Origin of the sequence: Nonomuraea sp. NPDC049695, from assembly GCF_040674955.1 — a bacterium.
Classification (GTDB): Bacteria; Actinomycetota; Actinomycetes; order Streptosporangiales; family Streptosporangiaceae; genus Nonomuraea; species Nonomuraea helvata.
The window spans coordinates 22,773-36,976 of the sequence record NZ_JBFANV010000050.1; the positions used below are offsets into that span (position 1 = coordinate 22,773).

Genomic DNA, 14,204 nt, shown 5'->3' on the forward strand with positions numbered 1-14,204 from the left:
GAGCCCTTTCGAATGGTTGAACTAGTTCGTGTGCCCGCGGGTGGAGGCGAGCGGGCCCGGCTCGGCCGCCCGCTGCCGCGGAACACTCTCCGCAGCGGTGTCCATGGGGGGTGTGCGGGTCTCGACAGGCAGCAGCGCGTCGGCCTCCGCCGCCACGGTGGCGAGGGTCATGCGCAACTCCAGCAGCAGCCGGCGCGGCACTTTGATCATGACGTCGCCAGGGTCGGTCCGCAGCCGGGTGATCTTGGTGAGGGCCAGCGCGCCGATCAGCACCGAGATGCCGACGCACATGGCGAGCGCGCCCGCCAGTCCGGCGAAGGGGCCGGTCATGAACGGGTGGTCGATGACGACCGACACGACGGCGACGCCCACGGCACCGCCGACCATGCGTGCCATGGTGGCCGCGCCGACGGCGGAGGCGTACTGGTGGGGGCGGGCCGCCAGGGTGGTGGCGACGGAGGTGCCGGGCGCGAGCGCGCCGACGCCCATGCCGACCACGACGCTGGCGATCAGGCCCCACACGGTGGGCCCGGCCTGGGTCAGCACGAGCACGCAGGCGCCGCCGCAGAGCAGCGAGCCGGCGTAGATCAGGCCGTACGCGCCGACGCGCTTGACGAGGCGTCCGGCCAGGAAGCTCGTCACGACGACGGCCACCGAGGTGGGCGTCAGCCACATGGCCACTTCCAGCATGGGGTAGCCCAGGTGGAGCAGGTACAGCGGCTGCACGGTCAGCAGCCCGTACGACAGGGCGCCGAACCCCCAGGTCGCCAGCCAGCCCCAGACGAACCTGGGACGCCGCCACAGGGCCAGGTCGATCGCCGGCAGGCGGTGGTGCTTGGCCTGCGCGAGCGCGCCGCCCAGCAGGGCCAGCGCGGCCAGCGCCAGCCACAGCACGTCCATGCCCCAGGCCATGGCCTTGGAGATGGCCAGCACGATGACCGCGATGCCCGCGGCGAGCAGCCACGCGCCCAGCATGTCCGGCAGGCCCTTGGCCCCGGCGCGCTTACCCGGCGGAAGCCCGACGCAGGCGATCAGGAGCGCGACGCCGATCACGACGTCGGGGATGAACAGCGATCGCCAGCCGACGGTGGCGGCCAGCCAGCCGCCGCCCGCCTGCATGAGCAGGCAGCCCAGCCCGGAGGCCGAGCTCCACAGCGCGATCGCGCCGCGCCGCTGCGACTCCGGCAGCTCACCGAGCAGCAGCCCGAGGCTGGCCGGGATCATCGCCGCGGCGCCGGCGCCCTGGACGGCCCGCGCCGCCAGGACGTACGACCAGGAGTCCACCAGGACGGTGGCGATCCCGCCCAGCACGAACACCACGAGGCCGACGACCAGCACCCGTCGCCGGCCGGCCAGGTCCGCCCAGCGGCCCGCGGTGGCGAGCAGCGCCGCGATCGGGATGAACGCCGCGCTGGTCAGCCAGACCAGGTCGCCCAGCGGCATGCCGGCGCCGGCGGGTGTGTACCGCAGCACTCCGACTGCCAGGGTGGTGGCCGTGGTGTCGGCCATCACCGTCAACATGACACCCGCGCCGACCAGCCGCAGCATCACGGCGTGACGGCGGTCAACGGTGCTCGTCCCCCGCGCTGGTGACGGACGCACGTGGTCACCTCCAAGCTATGTAGGGTCTCCGCCGACCGGCACTCTCCGGCTGTGCGACCGGCGGAGCTATGACAGGTCTTTCAGGCCCAGTAATCAGGCCCAGTAATCAGGCCCAGTAGTCAGGCGCCGTAACGGCCGGGAGAGAGCAGGCCGTCCGGGTCGAGAGCGGTCTTGAGCCGGTGCAGCATGCCGAGGCCGGCGGTGCTGGTCTCCGACCACACGTCGGCCGCGGCGTGGTCGATGTCGGAGCGGTAGATGGCGCATCCGTTGCCGCGCAGCAGGCAGTTGCCGTCGTTGCGGAGCTGGTGGGCGCGGTAGGGGGCGTCCGGCGCGTTCCGGTCGAAGAAGATCTGGATGACGCCGTTGGCCATGTGCTTGCTGACGAGGTTCCACTCGACCATGAGGGCGGTGCTGTGCGCGTCCACGGCCGTCTGGAGGGCGGCCATGAGGTGGTCGGTCCTTCGCGCGTGCATGGGCATGAGCGGCAGCAGCGCCAGGAAGCCCATGTCGCCGTCGTCGATCTGGTCGCAGGAGGTGACGCCGAGCGCGTTGCGCACGCCCTGGCAGGTGGGGATGCCCTGCGCCATGAGCGCCCTCGGGTAGAGCGGGTCGTCGGCGGCCACCTCGGCCGCGTCCACCACGCGCAGCGCCTCGGCGCCCTCGACCTCGATGAGCGCCTTGCGGAGCAGTTCCTCGGCCAGCTCCACGGTGGCGTCGCTCCCCATGAGCGGCCCCATGATGGTGAACAGGCTCGGGTCGACCCCCTTGGGCAGCGTCCAGTCGCCACCGGCGGGCGTGAGCGACAGCTCGCGCACGCGCATGAGCCCGTCGGCGGGGTTGCCGCGGCGCAGGAAGCCGGTCATCGCGCCGACCGCCGTCCCGACCTGGTCGCGCGGGAAGCGGCCGTGCACGAAGGCGATGGTCTGCGGGCGCGGCACCAGGGCGACGGCCATGGCGGTGACGATGCCCAGGTTGTGCTGGACGAACGCGGGCGTCAGGTCGGGCCCGGCGACCCGGCCGTGGTAGCGCCCGGCCGGGTCGAGCCCGCCGGTGGTGACCACGCTGCCGTCGGCGAGCACGGCCTCGATCCCGGCCGTGTCGTGGACACGCGAGCGGATGCAGCCGTCGCCGCGGTCGAGCGCGTTGCCGACGACGGAGGTGTCGGCGCAGGAGGCGGTGACGTTCAGCATCCATGGGGTGTCACGCAGCACCTCGGCGAGCTGCGCCTGGGTGACTCCCGGCTCGATGACCGCGTAGCCGGCCTCGAGGTCCAGGCTGCGGATGCGGTTCATGCCGCTCAGATTGACGACCACGTTGTCGTCGGTGACCGGCATGGCCGAGCCCATGCCCCAGTTCCTGCCGGTGCTGATCGGGTAGAGGCGGCGCCCGGACGCCGTGGCCTGCCGTACGAGCGCGCGTACCTCGTCGAGGTTGCGCGGCGTGTCGATGCCCGCGACGGCCCGCGGGTGGTGCCCCCCGACGTCGTGCGACCTCAGCTCCAGTCGCTCTAATTCCTGCATGACTCTCCTCTTTCGGCTCACGCGGTGTGCTGGAGCAGGTCGTCGATGGAACCGATGGCCTGGTTGGACATCTCCCTGATGCCGAGCAGCCGCTGCTCGACGAACACGTCGGGCTCATCAGTGGCGTCGGGCATGTCGAGGGTTCCGCGCGGCGCCGCCTGCACGGGGACCTCGTGCAGGCCGTAGGGGTGCCGTCGGGCTCTGGCTGTGTCGGTGTCTCGGGTGTCACGCCTGGTTCTTGCGGGCAGGTGCGGGGGGGTTCGCATGGCGGGGGCTCTCCTACCGGACTCGGACGGGGTTTTCCGGGCGACCGCTCGCCGTTGAGCGGATCTGGTTCAGCGCGCGCCCTCCGTGTGGTCGAGGTGCTCGACCAGTGGAGTGACGGCCGCGGGGGTGGCCCGCGGCACGCCGTGGTTGATGACGCTCGCGGCGATGCGGCGCTCCGCCAGCCCCATGTGGGGACGGCCGGCGGGGCCACCGGAGCTCGGCCGGGCGCCGGCCGAGCCACGGATCATGGAGCTGGCATGCACCCATCGGCGGGACTCTGCCAGCACGTCCCGCTGCGCGCGGGACAGGTCTGAGTGCCGGGCGTACTGCTCGCACACGGCCCCCGCCAGCACCCGTGCCATGACGAGGTGCTCCTCGCAGGCGGCCGCGACCTTCGACTCCAGGCCGATGACCTGGGCGAGGAGCAGCTGCAGGTGGGGCAGGCCCGAGCTGCGCTCGAACCCGTCGAGCTCGGCCAGCCGCTCGGGCCAGCGCAGCCGCCGCTCGATCGAGGCGCGCACGGCCGCCACGACCTGCATGGCGGGCTGGTCCGGGGACTGGCCGTCGAGCTGCACGGCCCGCTGCGCGGTCGCTTCGAAGTCGGTCAGCCTGCGCAGCCCGCTCTGGAGCAGGCGTACGCGGTTGTGCAGGCAGGCGGCGCTCCATCCGAGGACCAGCAGGCGGTCCGCGTCGGCCTCGCAGTGCCAGCCGACCAGGGCCACCTCGCGGGCCATGCGGTGGTGGAGCACCCAGGACTCCTGCGCGCCCACCGGCACCGGGGTGTCGATCCATACCTGCAGGCCGCCCGGTGGCACCTCATCGACGCCGACGTCCATGCCGTCGGGCGCGACCCGGGCGCAGATCCGCTGGACCACCCGCTGCTGGGCGGCTGTCTCCGGCGCCAGGGGCACCGGGCCCGGCAGCACTCGCTCTGGGGCCACTCTCGCCCTCGGCTCGATGCTCATCTGGGGCCACCTCCTGACCCGCGGCCTTCGGCGGGTCTACGTAAATTGACACTTAATAGTGCCGTCCCGATAGTCGTCACAGGGCGGTTTTCTGTCAACTGGTACTTAACCAAGACGGCATGGGTCCCCGGGCGGCCGCGGGCAGGGCCTGGTGGACCAGCGACTTCCCGCCGATGAATACCGAGTTACGGAGCGTCGATCATCTAGAGTCCCGTTAGCGCCTCAAGACGGGGGAGGAACGGGACCGTGCCAATGGCAAGATCCATGGTCGTGGCCCTGTCGGTGGCCGCGACGACGCCCACGTGGCCGGGCGTGGCGCGGACCGAGGCCGGTTACTGCCGGCTACCGGATCACTCCGCCACGAGTGGGGCTAACCCGATAGATACTGCTTCGTCACTCGGCTGGATTCACCCCCTCCCGCCGCCCGGCGACAGGGAGCCGACGGAGTCCGAACGGCTCGACTTCGCGGGCTTCCCCAACGTGTCGGCACTCGACGTCGTGGGGCGCGACGGCACTCCCCGCCAGAAGGTGATCACGACCTTCACCACGAACGTGGACGAGGTCGTCACCCTCACCAACGCGGCGGCGCTCTCCGACGACGGCGGCCTGACGTTCGGCCCCGCGAGCCGGACGCCGCTGCGCGAGGCGCCCGTCGAGCTGCTCGACGGCCGCTCCTTCGCCACCGAGTACTACCTGCGGCGGACCGGCCCGCACACGGCCCGGCTGGGCGTGCTCACCTCCAGGTCGCCGGACGACCAGGAGAGCTGGGTGCGCTCGGAGTCGACGCTGTTCACGCCCGGCGACCTGCTGCCCGGCGGGGCCGCGCACGGGGTGCCGATCCAGCTCGCCGACGGCACGATCCTGATCACGGTGTACGCCCGGTACCGCGACACGGGGACGTACCAGGCCGAGCTGTACGCCAGCCGGGACGGCGCGCGCACCTTCGAGCGGCGCGGTGTGATCGCGGGACCTTCTGACGGGTTCGTCTACAACGAGGCGGCCGTCGAGCAGACGATGGACGGCAGCCTGCTGGCGGTGCTGCGCCGCGACGGCGGCCCGTACTCCACGCTGCACCAGAGCCGCTCCACCGACGGCGGCCGCACCTGGTCGCCGGCCGCCGAGCTGCGCTTCAGCGGTCAGGACTGCGTGGTGCGCGGCGTGGCCCCGCGGCTGCTGCTCACCCCCGGCGGCGTCCTGGTGCTGAGCGCCGGGCGCCCGGACAACTGGCTGGCCGTCTCCCCCGACGGGCTCGGCGACGAATGGCTCTGGCCGCAGGTGACGTACCACAACCGCGACGGGATCTGGGACAAGCACGGCTCGTCCGGCTACACCGGGATCGCGGCACTGGGCCCGCACAAGCTGATCCAGGTGTTCGACAACTGCAAGCTGCCCGGGGCACGGCCCGACGGGCCGCTGAACGAGACGGCCTGCCCGGCGCACGGGCGGTTCGAGAACGGCGGCTGGTACGCGATCAAGCGCAGGCTGTTCACGATCGCGGGGCCCGCCACGGGCCTGCTGGACCTGGCCGCCATGCGCCGGCGCGGAGCGCTCGGCGTCGAGACCACCATGCGCTGGACCGGCCGCCCGAGATCGCGTCCCAGCGCGGCCTTCGACGGCGGCACCGGCTACTGGTCGAGCGCCGTCGCCCCCGGCCGTGGCCGGTACGTGCTGCACCTGGACCGGGAGTACCAGCTCACCCGCATCGGCCTCAGCCTGCGTCCTGGGCATGCGGCCGGCGCCCGCGTGTACGTCTCCAGGGACGGCCGCTCATGGGGCCGCCCGGTCGTCACGATCAGCGACAGGACGGACTACGCGCTCCGGTACTCGGAGATCGCCGCGACCGGCCGCCACGTCAAGATCGTCACCGACCCGACCTCCGGCTGCGAGCCGGAGATCGGCCGGACGTGCAGCATGCTCAACGAGGTCGAGCTCTACTCGTGACCGGTGGGCGTCATCGGCGACACGGGCGTCTCCGTGCCGGGGGACGGTGACGGCGCCGGGCTGCCGCCCTCGGCCTGCCGCAGCGCGGCCAGGTGCTTGTCCAGCGTCGGCATCGCGGACCTGGCCAGCGCCAGCACCGCCGGCGACGACCCGTGGGCGATCTCCACCTGGGTGGCGGAGATCGCCTGCGTGTGCGCGTTGGTCATGATGGCGAGGAACTCCTGGTCGAAGCCCTGGCGCGGGGCCTCCTGCAGCCGCACTATGTCGGCACGCTGCTCGGCGGTCGGGGACTCGGGCAGCTTGATGCCCAGCTGCGTGGCCGCCTTGGTGACCTTGGTGTCGAACTCGGTGTGGTCCCTGACGATCAGCTTGCCGACCGCCCTGATCTGCTTCGTGCCGCCCTTGGTCACGCCGAGCTGCCCCATCTGCATCTCGGCCAGGTTGCCCTCGTGGATTCCCCGCATCCAGGCCCTGTCCTGCTCGGACGGCTGCGAGTCGGTACGCGGCGCCAGGCCCGCGGTGTCCGTCGGCGCGCCGGCGCACCCTCCGAGGGCGGCGACGGCCACGGCTGCCAGCAACAGAGTGCGCATGAGCTTTTCCTATGACATAGCGATACGTTCTCCTCACAGAGAGTAATCGCCACCCTGGCGCGGCCTCGGCATTCCGGGTATCCGGGCGCGTCACCGGCAGGCCCGCGTCGTCGCGCCGGCCTCATTGTCCACACGGCTCGCGAGGAATTCTTGGTAAAGAAGAGGTCAAGAAGGGTTGGGTGCGGGATCGGAGGGAAGGGCAGGCAATTCCTGAACGTCGACTCAGAGGAGGAGCCGTAGTGCTCACCCTTACAGCCAACGCAGCCCAGGCGATCCGCGACCTGGCCGCGGCCACGCCCGAGCCTTCCCAGAGCGGGATTCGCATCTCGTCTCAGGGGGAGGGCGCGAGCGCGCTCACCCTGACGCTGGCCACCTCGCCGGAGCCGGCGGACGAGGTGGTCGAGACCGAGGGGGCGCGGGTCTACCTCGACCCGGTCGCCGCCAGCGTGCTGGACGACAAGTCTCTTGACGCCGGAGCCGATGACCAGGGGAGCGTGTCGTTCCTGGTCAAGGAGCAGTCGGCTTGAGCCGGGCGCCCGCCGTGCCGGCGCGCGGCACGGCGGGCGTACCCGTCAGTCCTCGCCGAGCAGCTTGTGCAGGTAGCGCAGCTGCTCCTCGGACTGGTACCCGCCGCCGCCCTCGTGACCGTTCCACGGCCACACGGTGATCTCCTTCGGGCCCTGCCAGTGGTTGTACGCGGCGAACACCGTGGACGGCGGGCAGATGTCGTCCATCAGGGCCACGGAGTAGAGCGCGGGCACCTGGCCGCGCGCGGCGAAGTTGACGCCGTCGAAGTACGACAGCGTGCGGAACACCTGGTCGGCGCTGTCCCTCCGGGTGGACAGGAACCGGACCAGCTCCTGGTACGGGTCCCTCCCGGTGATCTCGACGGCCCGGCGGAAGTGGGTCAGGAACGGCACGTCGATGAGCGCCGCCTTGACCGACGGGTGCAGCGCGGCCGTCGCCTGGGCGATGCCGCCGCCCTGGCTGCCGCCCGAGACGACGACGCGGCTCGCGTCGACCGACGGGTGCTCGAGCGCGGCGTCCACCGCCCTGACGGCGTCGGTGAAGACCCGCCGGTAGTAGTAGTCGTCCGGGTCGAGGACGCCCCGGGTCATCATGCCCGGCGCCTGCGGCGTTGCGCCGCCGTGCGGGTCGCCCGTGGTGCCGGGGGCGCCGGGGTTCACGCCGCCGTGGCCGCGCGTCTCCATCACGAACACCGCGTACCCCGCGGCCGGCCAGAACAGGTGGTCCTTGGGGAACCCGCGCCCGCCGCTGTAGCCGATGTAGTGCATCACGCACGGCACCGGGCCCTCCACGCCACGCGGCACCAGGAACCACCCGTTGATCCGGTGCCCGCCCCAGCCCGCGTAGGAGACGTCGAACACGTCCACGGAGGCGAAGGGCAGGTCATGCGGGACGTACTCCGCGTCCAGGTCGAACTCCCTGGCCTCGCTCAAGGTGCGTGACCAGAACGCGTCGAAGTCGGCGGGCTCGTCGCGATCGGGCAGGTAGCCGCGGAGTTGCTCAAGCGGCATGTCGAACAGTGGCACGGAATCTCCAGCCTGTAGAGGGATGCTGATACTTCACCACATCACGCCCGGAAAGCGCTATCCCAAGCGATGGGGCCGGCGCTGAAAGCGTCAGTGCGGGGTAAAGAGATCAGGTGAGCATCTACGTCATCGAGGTCCCCGACTCCCACCTCCGTCCCGGCCTGTGGTTCGAGCTCCCCGCGGACACCGACGATTTCCTGGTGCAGTTCGGCGCCGACGCCGAGTCCCGCGCCCAGTTGCTGCGCGACGACACGGGCCGGCCGGTGCTCAGGATGGGCGGTTACATGACGGCCACCGGCGCGGTCGTCGACGAGGCCGTGTGGACCGTGAGCGAGACCGTTCGCGACGGCGACCGCGTCCGCCTGCGGATTGGCCACGCACTTTAGGAGCCGAGTCCACTAACGTCCCTCTATGAGGTATTTCGCCAGGCTGGCCGGGCGGGCGGTCGCGGGTGCCGTAGTGCTGGCGCTCTCGCCGGTCCTGGGGCTGGCCGCGCTGGCGGGGATGGCGATGGTGGGCGCGGAGCCGACGGCGTTCGCGGTGACGGGGCTGGCGGTGTTCGCATCCGTCTTCTTCCTGGGGCTGCTGCTGTGCGTGCCGCGGCCGAGGGCGGCGTGGGGGCGGTGGCTGCGGGCCGCGCTGATCCTCGGCGTGGAGGCGGCGGTGGTCTGGCACGTGAGCGTGGCCACGCTGCGGCCGCCCGCGGCCCCCGCTCCCCTGGCGCCGGTGGCCGGGCAGCGGGAGTGGCGGCTGCCGACCGGCTCGGAGCTGGCGTACGTACGGCTCGCGCCGAAGCGCGTCACCCGGCCGGACCCCGTGGTGTTCCTGCACGGCGGGCCCGGGGTGGCGGACCTGGCGGCGTCCGCGGCGTTCCTCCGGAAGCTGACGGCGGACGGCTACCAGGTGTACGTCTACGACCAGCTCGGCGCCGGGCGCTCGGCACGGCTGCCGGACCCGCGCGGGTACGGCCTGACCCGCGACGTCGCCGACCTCGAGGCCATCCGCCAGGCCGTGGGCGCCAGTCGCCTGAACCTGATCGCCCAGGACTACGGCACCCGGCTCGCGGCCGCCTACCTGACCGCCCACCCGGATCACGTGGCCAAGGCGGTCCTCGCCTCGCCCGTGTGGGAGGACCAGGGGCGGCAGCCGGGCGGCACGGTCGAGCAGGCGGCGGTGTTCGGCCGGAACGGCACGCCCGACCCGCGCCTGCTCGCCGTCTCCACGCTGCTGCGGGTGGAGCCCCTGGCTGCGCACGCGTTCGCGGGCGACCGGGAGCTGGACGGCTACCTCGACCTCGTCCGCCGGGGCGCCGCGCATCCGTGCCCCGCCGCCGCGACGACCGGCTCCGGAGGGTACGTCGGCCTGACCGCGCCGTCCGCGCCCGGCGCGCCGCGGCCGAGCCTGACCGAGGTGACGGCGCCCGTGCTGATCGTCAAGGCGGCCTGCGACGAGCAGAGCTGGGCCTCGGCCACGGAGTACCGGCGGGCGCTGCCCTCGGCGACGTTCGCCTACCTCGGCGGCGGCACGTACCGGAGCGAGGCGTACCTCGGGCTCCTGCGCGCGTTCCTGGCCGGCCGCCAGGTGCGCGCGTACGAGGGCGATGCCGCGCCCCCGGACTACCGCGGCCCCCGCTGACCGGCGGGAACGGTCAGCGGGACTCGGGGCCGCGGTCGGGGCAGGCGCCGGCCTTGGTGCCCGCGACCTTCCACTCCGACCCGGGGAACGGGCTCATGAAGTGGGTCAGCAGGTCCACCGCGTAGTCCGGCACCTGGCCCCCGGGATCCAGCAGCGACACCATCTGGGGCCCGTCCGCGCCGCGCAGCGTGATGGAGTTGGCGCTTCCCCCGGCGGCGAAGCCGGGCTTGGCGTCCACCGTGACGCACGCCAGGCTGACCCCCGCCGCCTTGATCTCCTGCTTGGCCCCGATCCGCCGCATCCGCTGGTCGTAGCGGCGCAGCGCGAGCGTGCCGGTGGGCGCCAGCCGTACCGAGTCGTGGAAGACGTCGTTGCCGACGTCCCTGCTCAGCCGGACGTCCAGGGACACCTCGGGCCGCAGGTCCACGCCCTTGGCGGCGATCTTCGCCTGGCCGTAGTTCCCCTCGAAGCCGGGCGCGACGTACCCCAGGCCGGGGGGCGCCTTCAGGCCGAACGGGACCTTGCCGGGCCTGATGCGGAGCCACGACACCCGCTGCAGGTCCAGCGACAGGTCCTTGACCGAGCTCGGCCCGAGCCCGAACGTGCCTCCGACGTTGTAGGTGAGGAAGCCCGTCGTGTACGGGACCTCCTTGTTCACGGCGATCCGCTGCGGCGCGACCGCGTCGACCCGGAGCCCCGCGTGCAGCGTGATGCGGCCCGTGGGAGCGGGACGCGAGACCAGGTCGAGCGACTGGTCGGGGTTGAGCCGGATCGTGGTGTCGGCGGCCAGGTCCTTCACCGAGAACGACACGTCCCCGAGCCGCCCCTGCGGGTCCACCAGGCTGCCCTCGACGCCGAGGTGGCCGTCGAGGGTGCTGACGTTCGACTTGTACGTGAGCGCCGGCACGCTCAGCCCGGCGGCCGAGGCGTCGGCGTCCACCCCGAACACGGCGGGCACGTCCGAGAACCGCAGCTCCCCGGTGCCCTTGCCGGCCAGGGTGACCTGGGCCTCGAGACGCTTGACGGCCGCGGAGTTGTTGACGCGGATGCGGGTCTTGGCGCCGTACGTGCCCTGGACGGACACCGACGCGGGCACGGGGTCGATCGCCACGTGGCCGCGCAGGTCCCCCGCCTCGGCCCGCACGTCGAGCGAGCCGAGCGTGGCGGGCGGCTCGATGCGGTACGCGGCCTGCACGACGTTGCCCTGGGTCACGCTGAACGGCCCCACCGACATGCTGGTGATCGTGGCGGGCAGCCCGGTCAGGGTGGCCCTGGCCTTGACCGGCACGGGCGACAGGACACTGCTGGCCAGGTAGACGCCGAGGCTCTTGCGCCGCGGGCTGAAACCGGAGAACGCGAACGTCCTGCCCGTCATGTCCACCGTCACCTGGTCGGGCAGCCCGGTCACGTCCAGGTAGCCCTGCAGGCCGAAGCAGCCGCGATCCGGCGTGCAGAACGGGCCCTGCGCGCAGCCCGGGGATCCGGCCGCGCAGCCGCCGTCCACCAGGGACACCCCGCCGGGCACGGCGGGGGCGGCACGCATGCGGTCGAGCGCCGCCGCCTTGCCGAGCCAGGCGCGGGCGCGCACGTCCAGCCGGGAGCCGGCGTACGTGAGCTTGCCGCCGTCGGAGGTGACGGCCAGCCGGCCGGGCACGGGCCCGAGCGTGCCGATCAGGCCGTAGCGCGTGTCGCCCTGCGTGACGTCGGTGTCCACGGCGAGCGTCTGCTTGGCCGAGCGGAAGTCGGCGGTGAAGCCCTGTGCCGCCGGACTGAATGCGACCTCTTTGAGCCCCTTCACCAGCACGCTGGCGTCGAGGTCGCCGGTGGCCTGGCTGTGGTGCGCGGAAAGGTGCGGCCCCGTGGGCGACGTGGCGCCGTCGTGGTTGGTGAAGGCCAGCTCCGCCGATCCGACCGGTCCTGACAGGCCGCGGAAGCGGTACGAGGCCGCCTCCCACGAGGCGTCGAAGCGGGCCGGCACGCCGGTCACCTCGGCGGCGGCTCTGACGTACCGGTCGCCGAGCTTGGCCCTGGCCAGGGCGGAGACCTTGCCGACCGGGTGGTCCGCGGTCCAGGTGAGCGTCCTGGCTTTCGTGTCGGCGACCAGCTCGACGTTCCCGCGCACGCCTTGGACGGCCGCCTCCAGGTCCTCCCCGGACGGGGACGTCACGTACGCCTTGCTCGCGTAGAACCGGACCTCATCGATCTTGGAGGACGTCGCCACCTTCACGGTCGAGCGCTCGCCCAGCTCCCAGGACGCCTTGACGTCGTCGTGCACTCCCATGACGGTGCCGTCGATCGTCGGGCCCGACTTCCGGTCGGCGTAGGCGGCGCGGAGCTTCCTGATCACGCCGCTGGCCTGGTAGACGGCCTTCCTGCGGGCGGGGTCGAGGGTGACGTCCACGGTGGAGGGCGTGTTGGAGATCTCCAGCCGGGCCAGCCGGGTGCCGTCGATGCTGGCCGCGCCCAGGAACGACCGCCCGCTGGAGCCCACCTCCAGGCGGGCGTGCGGCACGTCCCCGTACGTGATGTCGAACCCGGACAGCTTCGACAGCAGCCCGGACACCCCCAGCGCGGAACCCTTCTTGATCATGGTGACGTGGCCGCCGCGCGGGCTGGAGATGGCGCCCTCGTTGCGCTGCAGCACCACGGCGAACCTGCCGATGGGCGAGCTGGTCGTGTGCGTGACGCGGTGCTCGGCCAGGTCGTTGACCAGGCGCACCTTGGCCGGCAGGTGGCTCAGCTCGGCCTTCACCACGGTCTTGTCCGCGGCGCGGTCGTAGTAGAGCAGCGTGCCGGCCCCGGCCCGGCCCTTGCGGGAGTCGACGGTCAGGGTCTGCTTGCCGTCCGCGGTGCCGTACTCGGCGGTCAGGGACGGCGGCACCCTCGTGAGCTCGGCGCTCAGCACTCTGGCGAGCTTGCCGTCGCGGTAGGTGTAGCTGTGCACCTGGGCGCGGCCGATCGAGGACGGGCCGGTGAAGCGGATCCGGCCGCCCGTCAGCCGCACCTCGGCGCGGGAGGGCATCCGGTCGAGCACCGCCTCGGTGAACTGGCGGCCGGTCACCGCCAGCGCCTCCAGCTTGGCGGGGCCGGAGGCGTCGACGTCCAGGGACGGCGGGTCGAGCGCGGCGGTCACGGCGAGCTTCTCGGTGGCGGGCGTCTGCCGCAGGCTCAGCGCGCTGCGACCGGTCAGCCCCGCGATCATCGTCGCGGACCTGCCCGGCTCGGTGCGCTTGAGGCTGGCCTTGACCTGCTTGCCCTCCAGGTCCACGGTGAAGTTGCCCCAGTCGAAGGCCGACAGCGACGAGCCGCGCCGCAGGCCGTCGAACCCGACCGACACCTTGCCGTCGTACTCCGCCCAGACCTGCGCCTTGAGGCTGCTGCGCGACAGCCGCTTGACGGCGAAGCCCAGCCCGACGGACCCCTCGGTCGGGTCCGCGGTGGGCAGCAGGTCGGCCGCCAGGTCGGGCCTGCCGTCGCCGGTGACGTCGGCGGCCACCGGCGTGGCGACGGGCTGCGAGATCGTGCAGGAGACCGGCACCGTCTCGCTCTCGACGCAGAGCCGGTACGTCAGCCCCGGCAGGGCCTTGCCCAGCCCGTCGAACGCCTTGAGCACGGACGCGAGCGGCTTGATCAGCGTCAGCGTCTCCGCGTGCGAGGTGTCGGGCAGCACGTTGCGCACGGCGGGCGCCTGCCTGCCGAGGCCCCGCTTCTCCTGGATGGAGGCGGCCTCGTCGGTGATCTCGTCGATCAGTTGCGGCCCGGCGGGCGTGGTGACCTCGGGCTCTGTCGGCCCCACCCGCCCGTCCCCCGCGGGCCGGAGCGCCAGCGAGGGCCTCGTGGGAACGCTGACCGCGGCTGCCGGCGGCTCCTGCACGGCGGGCACGGGCTGGATCCCCATCAGGGGTTGAGGCTGGGTCTGAGCTTGGGCGCTCGGTGGCGCGGCCACCAGGATCGTGGCGGTTGCGGTGGACCCTGCGATGAACACGGAAGCGAGCACGCGCAGGAGGGCGTGCGGCATGAAACGTTCTCCCCCGGACCGGTGTAATTCATCCCATCAGAAACATAGGTCACGATGCGACCACATTCCCTCACTGGTAGTCAAACCTGCCTCGACATGGGGCCCCAATTTTC

At 72.4% G+C, this 14,204-nt stretch carries 11 protein-coding genes; 4 read left to right on the forward strand and 7 right to left on the reverse strand.

Features of this window, described 5'->3' with window-relative positions; all coding sequences use genetic code 11:
• Positions 1-21: 21 nt before the first annotated feature.
• From AB0J64_RS34360 to AB0J64_RS34375, 4 genes are all read right to left on the reverse strand, one after another.
• Complete coding sequence (locus AB0J64_RS34360; protein WP_364036408.1) at positions 22-1,602, reverse strand: MFS transporter; 1,581 nt, start codon at positions 1,600-1,602, stop codon at positions 22-24.
• 119 nt (positions 1,603-1,721) lie between these two features.
• Positions 1,722-3,122, reverse strand: a complete 1,401-nt coding sequence (locus AB0J64_RS34365) for an FAD-binding oxidoreductase (RefSeq protein WP_364036411.1) — start codon at positions 3,120-3,122, stop codon at positions 1,722-1,724.
• 17 nt (positions 3,123-3,139) lie between these two features.
• Positions 3,140-3,388 (reverse strand): hypothetical protein, encoded by a 249-nt coding sequence (locus AB0J64_RS34370; protein ID WP_364036414.1) that lies wholly within the window; start codon positions 3,386-3,388, stop codon positions 3,140-3,142.
• A gap of 69 nt (positions 3,389-3,457) precedes the next feature.
• The gene (locus AB0J64_RS34375) at positions 3,458-4,354 is read right to left on the reverse strand and encodes a hypothetical protein (RefSeq protein ID WP_364036417.1); all 897 of its coding nucleotides are present in this window, start codon (positions 4,352-4,354) and stop codon (positions 3,458-3,460) included.
• Positions 4,355-4,606: 252 nt separating this feature from the next.
• Between AB0J64_RS34375 and AB0J64_RS34380 the strand changes: the two genes are divergently transcribed.
• Positions 4,607-6,295, forward strand: coding sequence for an exo-alpha-sialidase (locus AB0J64_RS34380; protein WP_364036557.1), 1,689 nt, complete (start codon positions 4,607-4,609; stop codon positions 6,293-6,295).
• Here the strand turns inward: AB0J64_RS34380 and AB0J64_RS34385 are convergent.
• Positions 6,286-6,885 (reverse strand): DUF4142 domain-containing protein, encoded by a 600-nt coding sequence (locus tag AB0J64_RS34385; RefSeq protein WP_364036420.1) that lies wholly within the window; start codon positions 6,883-6,885, stop codon positions 6,286-6,288. The genes AB0J64_RS34380 and AB0J64_RS34385 overlap by 10 nt on opposite strands.
• Positions 6,886-7,124: 239 nt before the next feature.
• Between AB0J64_RS34385 and AB0J64_RS34390 the strand changes: the two genes are divergently transcribed.
• Positions 7,125-7,412, forward strand: a complete 288-nt coding sequence (locus tag AB0J64_RS34390; RefSeq protein ID WP_364036422.1) for an iron-sulfur cluster biosynthesis family protein — start codon at positions 7,125-7,127, stop codon at positions 7,410-7,412.
• A 45-nt stretch (positions 7,413-7,457) separates the two neighbouring features.
• Here AB0J64_RS34390 and AB0J64_RS34395 read toward each other — a convergent pair whose 3' ends face one another.
• Positions 7,458-8,438, reverse strand: a complete 981-nt coding sequence (locus AB0J64_RS34395; RefSeq protein WP_364036425.1) for an acetylxylan esterase — start codon at positions 8,436-8,438, stop codon at positions 7,458-7,460.
• A 113-nt stretch (positions 8,439-8,551) separates the two neighbouring features.
• Here AB0J64_RS34395 and AB0J64_RS34400 point away from each other — a divergent pair, with 113 nt between their 5' ends.
• Positions 8,552-8,824, forward strand: a complete 273-nt coding sequence (locus tag AB0J64_RS34400) for a hypothetical protein (RefSeq protein ID WP_364036428.1) — start codon at positions 8,552-8,554, stop codon at positions 8,822-8,824.
• A gap of 25 nt (positions 8,825-8,849) precedes the next feature.
• Positions 8,850-10,073 carry an alpha/beta hydrolase gene (locus AB0J64_RS34405; protein WP_364036431.1) on the forward strand — a complete coding sequence of 408 codons (1,224 nt, stop codon included), beginning with the start codon at positions 8,850-8,852 and terminating at the stop codon, positions 10,071-10,073.
• 13 nt (positions 10,074-10,086) lie between these two features.
• Here the strand turns inward: AB0J64_RS34405 and AB0J64_RS34410 are convergent, their stop codons facing one another.
• Positions 10,087-14,091: a hypothetical protein gene (locus AB0J64_RS34410; protein WP_364036434.1), complete on the reverse strand. Its 4,005-nt coding sequence runs from the start codon at positions 14,089-14,091 to the stop codon at positions 10,087-10,089.
• Positions 14,092-14,204: the final 113 nt, after the last annotated feature.

Excerpts from the sequence above, each read along its gene's own strand:
- AB0J64_RS34365 (WP_364036411.1), bottom strand. The coding sequence starts at position 3,122 with ATGCAGGAATTAGAGCGACTGGAGCTGAGGTCGCACGACGTCGGGGGG.
- AB0J64_RS34370 (WP_364036414.1), bottom strand. The coding sequence starts at position 3,388 with ATGCGAACCCCCCCGCACCTGCCCGCAAGAACCAGGCGTGACACCCGA.
- AB0J64_RS34375 (WP_364036417.1), bottom strand. The coding sequence starts at position 4,354 with ATGAGCATCGAGCCGAGGGCGAGAGTGGCCCCAGAGCGAGTGCTGCCG.
- AB0J64_RS34380 (WP_364036557.1), top strand. The coding sequence starts at position 4,607 with ATGGCAAGATCCATGGTCGTGGCCCTGTCGGTGGCCGCGACGACGCCC.
- AB0J64_RS34385 (WP_364036420.1), bottom strand. The coding sequence starts at position 6,885 with ATGCGCACTCTGTTGCTGGCAGCCGTGGCCGTCGCCGCCCTCGGAGGG.
- AB0J64_RS34405 (WP_364036431.1), top strand. The coding sequence starts at position 8,850 with ATGAGGTATTTCGCCAGGCTGGCCGGGCGGGCGGTCGCGGGTGCCGTA.
- AB0J64_RS34410 (WP_364036434.1), bottom strand. The coding sequence starts at position 14,091 with ATGCCGCACGCCCTCCTGCGCGTGCTCGCTTCCGTGTTCATCGCAGGG.